Genomic DNA, 1,915 nt, shown 5'->3' with positions numbered 1-1,915 from the left:
GGCCGGAGCGGTGGACGCAGTCATTCGGTGATCGGCACGTCGCTCAGTACGCCGCTGACCGGGTCGAAACGCAGCACGGCATGCGCGTCGGTCTCGGCGATCCAGACCGCGCCACCGCCCAGCGCCAGACCGGCCGGGCCATGCAGGCGACGCGGCAGTTCCAGCGTACTCAGTTCACCGCCGCCCAGGCGCAGCGTGCGCAGGCGGCCGTTGCCGGCATCGGCGATCCACAGCAGCGGCGCATCCGGGCTCAAGGCGATGGCCTGCGGATATTGCAGCTGCGCCAGCGTGCGCGGGCCGTCCTGTTCGCCGAACGACCACATGCCCTGGCCAACCAGGGTCTGCACCAGATCGCCCCGCAGCTGCATCGCGCGGATCGACGAACCGAGTGCGTCGCAGACGTACAGCACCTGCTGCACCGCCGCCAGCGAGGTCGGCTGGGCGAAGGCGGCGACATGGCCGCTGCCGTCACGCTCGTCGATGGCGCCGGAGCCGGCGCGCCACTTCAGGCTGCGCTGGCCAAGGTGGTAGCTCCAGATGCGGTTGTCGCCCGCCATGGCGATGTGGATCTGGTTGTCGGCCACCGCCAGCCCCTGCGGGTGGTTCAGGGCGGTCTGGCGCGGCTGCTCGACCATGCCCTCGGTCGGCTCGCCGGGGCGGCCGGTGCCGCACAAGGTATCGACCTGGCCGCTGAGCAGGTGGATGCGGCGCAGGGCGTGGTTGCCGGTGTCGGCCACGTACAGCCACTCGCGCTCCAGGGCCAGGCCCTGCGGACGGTGGAACGCCGCTTCACCGGGGCCGCCGTCCATGAAATCGGCGGTACCCAGGCCGAACTGGCGCAGCACGCGACCGCCGTGGCTGCACTCGAGCACGCGATGATGGCCGCTGTCGGCGATGTACAGGCGCTCGGTGGTCACCACCAGCGCGGTCGGGAACAGCAGCGGAAGCCGCGGCTCCGGGTGGAGTTCACGGGCCAGCGACAGATCGTTGTCGGCCACGCGCGCACCGTCTTCGCACAGCGCATTGAGCGCACGCTCGAGTTCCCCGCCGACGCCGACCAGGCGGTCGCGTTCGCGGCCCTGCGCATCGAGCAGTACGAGCGTGGGCCACGCGGTGACGTTGAAGCGGCGCCAGCCATCCCAGTCCGAATCCAGCAGCGCCGGGGCGGTGACACCCTGGCGGCGCAGCAGCTTCAACGCCTGCACCGGGTCGCGCTCGCAGTCGAACCGCGGCACCTGCACGATCAGCAGCTGTAGCTTGCCGGGGTTGCGCGACTGCCACTGGGCCAGATCGGCCAGACGCTGGGCGCACCACACCGAGGCAGAATTGACGAAAGCCAGCACCACCGGCCGGCCGCGCAGCTCGGTCAGCGTGGTGGGTGGCGCATTGAGCCACGTGGCAAATTCGGGCAAGTCCTGGACAGGCTGTACGTTCATGCCCCGATTATGCCGGAGTCGGCGTCATGCAATCGTCGTGCCGCGCCAGAAATGCGGCGGCAGGCGCCCCGGCCCCGCCGTCCGCTTAGGGGTTCGCGGCCAGCCAGGCCTCGGCGCGGGCCAGGTCCTCGGGGGTATCGATGCCCGGCGGGAACGCGGCCGGGCTCAGCGCTACGCTGATCCGGTGACCGGCTTCCAGCGCGCGCAGCTGCTCGAGCGACTCCAGCTGTTCCAGCGTGCCCGGCGGCAGCGCGGCGAACTGGCGCAGGAAGCCGGCACGATAGCCGTAGATGCCGATGTGGCGCAGCCAGTGCGCGCCAGACAGGCTGTCGCGCGAGCGCGCGAAGGCATCACGGTGCCACGGGATCGGCGCGCGGCTGAAGTACAGCGCATCCAGGTTCTGTTTGCGCACCACCTTGACCACGTTCGGGTCAAACAGCGTTTCGGCGTCCTCCACCGGCGTTGCCAGGGTCGACATC

Annotated in this window: 2 protein-coding genes; both read right to left on the bottom strand. The window is 70.6% G+C overall.

Annotated features, from left to right (window positions below):
• Nucleotides 1-20: 20 nt before the first annotated feature.
• Nucleotides 21-1,436, bottom strand: a complete 1,416-nt coding sequence (locus ACXJKH_RS19510; RefSeq protein ID WP_457321853.1) for a hypothetical protein — start codon at nt 1,434-1,436, stop codon at nt 21-23.
• A gap of 85 nt (nt 1,437-1,521) precedes the next feature.
• The coding region (locus tag ACXJKH_RS19505; RefSeq protein WP_457321851.1) for a cytidylyltransferase domain-containing protein at nt 1,522-1,915 on the bottom strand (394 nt) is incomplete at its 5' end.

This window comes from Stenotrophomonas sp. P5_B8, assembly GCF_054049855.1.
The sequence above is the reverse complement of the archived record's forward strand: the minus strand, read 5'-3'. Positions and strand labels throughout refer to the sequence as shown.

Bases quoted from the DNA above. Each gene is read 5' to 3' on its own strand.
- ACXJKH_RS19510 (WP_457321853.1), bottom strand. From the start codon at position 1,436: ATGAACGTACAGCCTGTCCAGGACTTGCCCGAATTTGCCACGTGGCTC.